The sequence below is a fragment of the Psychrobacter urativorans genome, from assembly GCF_904846675.1.
Lineage (GTDB): Bacteria > Pseudomonadota > Gammaproteobacteria > Pseudomonadales > Moraxellaceae > Psychrobacter > Psychrobacter urativorans_B.
The window spans coordinates 1-1971 of the sequence record NZ_CAJHBT010000050.1; the positions used below are offsets into that span (position 1 = coordinate 1).

At 37.3% G+C, this 1971-nt stretch carries 1 protein-coding gene; it reads right to left on the reverse strand.

What is annotated here, in order from left to right; translation table 11 throughout:
• Nucleotides 1-72 precede the first annotated feature (72 nt).
• Nucleotides 73-1893, reverse strand: a complete 1821-nt coding sequence (locus tag JMY06_RS11645; RefSeq protein ID WP_201618407.1) for a class I SAM-dependent DNA methyltransferase — start codon at nt 1891-1893, stop codon at nt 73-75.
• Nucleotides 1894-1971: the final 78 nt, after the last annotated feature.

Consider the following 1971-nt stretch of genomic DNA (forward strand, 5'->3'; position numbering starts at 1 on the left):
CGGGAGTGTAGTTTCGTGTTTTCATTGTCGTATTCTCTCAGATTGTTGAGTCTCCGACAATACCGGGGCGGTTCAATGATTATAATTTGCCGTTATATTTTTTACTTTAAGCCAAGCCTTTATCTCTTTTAAGGTTTTATCTTTTAGAGTCTCTTCTTTTTCTTTTACTGCTTCAGCAAGCAAGGTTTCAAAAGGCTTACTATCATCAAACTTGAAATGATAAGCCTGATCGTTGACAGTGACATCCATAGTAAAATCACCGTAAAACTCAAACGCTTTTTTCACGTTAGAGTTATTAAGCTGAATAGTAAATGGTTCATCTATCCACATCTTCTCGCCATTTTCATCCTCTTGCCAAAAGATGACTTTGACTTTGTGAAAAGCAAAATCGTAGGTATGAAACTTCTTACTTTCATCACCCTCTTGCCACGTCTCAAACTGCTCATGTATCCATACTCTATGCTTATCAGAGATTCTATTACGCTTATTCCCAAATGACTTAGGTTCTTTTTCATAACGATCACGGGCGTTTATAATTAGTACGTGGTCTTTCTTATTTACAGGTTTATTATTGTTCAACACCCAAATATAGGTATAAATACCTGTGTTATAGAACATCTGATCGGGTAGCATGACGATACTATCTAATAGATCATTTTCCAATATATGACGACGTATCTCGCTCTCACCTTGGGTAGCGTCACCATTGCTCAACGGTGAGCCATTAAATAAGATAACAATTTTTGAGCCACCTTCACTAGCAGGCTTCATCTTCTCTATCATCGTCAATAAAAACAACAATGCACCATCATTACTTGGTGACATGCCTACCGAATAACGAGTTGATTTGAGCTCTTCGACGTGCTTTTTATATGGTGACCAATCAACACCAAAAGGCGGATTAGAAATCATATAATCGAAATGTATATCTGTATGTTGATCACCATCATCATCAATACTTTCTAAGTGTGGAATCAATGAATTACCATGAGTAATATTGCTCCCTGTCTCACCCTTTAATAACATATCTGATTTACACATGGCATAGTTTTGCGCCAATAGCTCTTGTCCGTTAAGCATTATGAGGTCTTCGGCATTCGCCACACCCTCAAGAGTCTTAGCTTTATCAACTAAATGCTCTTTTGCAATCGATAGCATACCGCCCGTACCACAAGCGGGATCGTAGATTGAAATAGCCTTTCTACTTACCTCAGGATCAAAGTCGATCTCCATAAGATCAACCATGATACGAATAATCTCACGGGGTGTAAAATGCTCACCTGTGTCTTTCGCATCGTCTTGTGAGAACTTTTGTATGAGGTTCTCATATACGTAGCCCATTTCTATATTTGACAAGCGCTCTGGGCTAAAGTCTTCTTCTGCAACTAGCTCTATAATTTCGTACAGTCTTTTTTCTTTGACCATCTTGGTGACAGCTTGCTGATACTCAAACTTTTCAATAATTTCTAAGACATTTGGACTAAATCCATTGAGAAAATCACGAAAGTTCTTTTCTACCGAAGTAGAACTCTCATCCAATATCCCTTTCAGTGTCCAATCAGTACTATTGCTAAAACTAAATGTTTGCGTTTCTTGACGTTTGAGCTTTTGTGCTAATTCTTGACGTTTCTCTGATGCTTTATCAGTGCCATTTTTTAAATCTTGTTCTTGAAGGGCTTTAATATTCTCATTTGACAAGCTATTGTCCCTTTGGATAATAGCTTGTTTAGCTTCCGCTCTATTTGTCTCAAGTACACATTCAATACGACGAATCATTATCATAGGTAGAATGATGGTCGGATAGTCTTTAGCTTTAAACTTACCACGTAAGCTAATTGCCCCTTTCCATACTTCATTGGTTAGATTTTCAAGTTGTGCTTTATTTAATGACATAAACTAGGGTCTGTATAGAATTAGGGAATAGTTGAAAAAAATAAGCAACGCCTTAAACTCTTGTTTACCACAACAAAG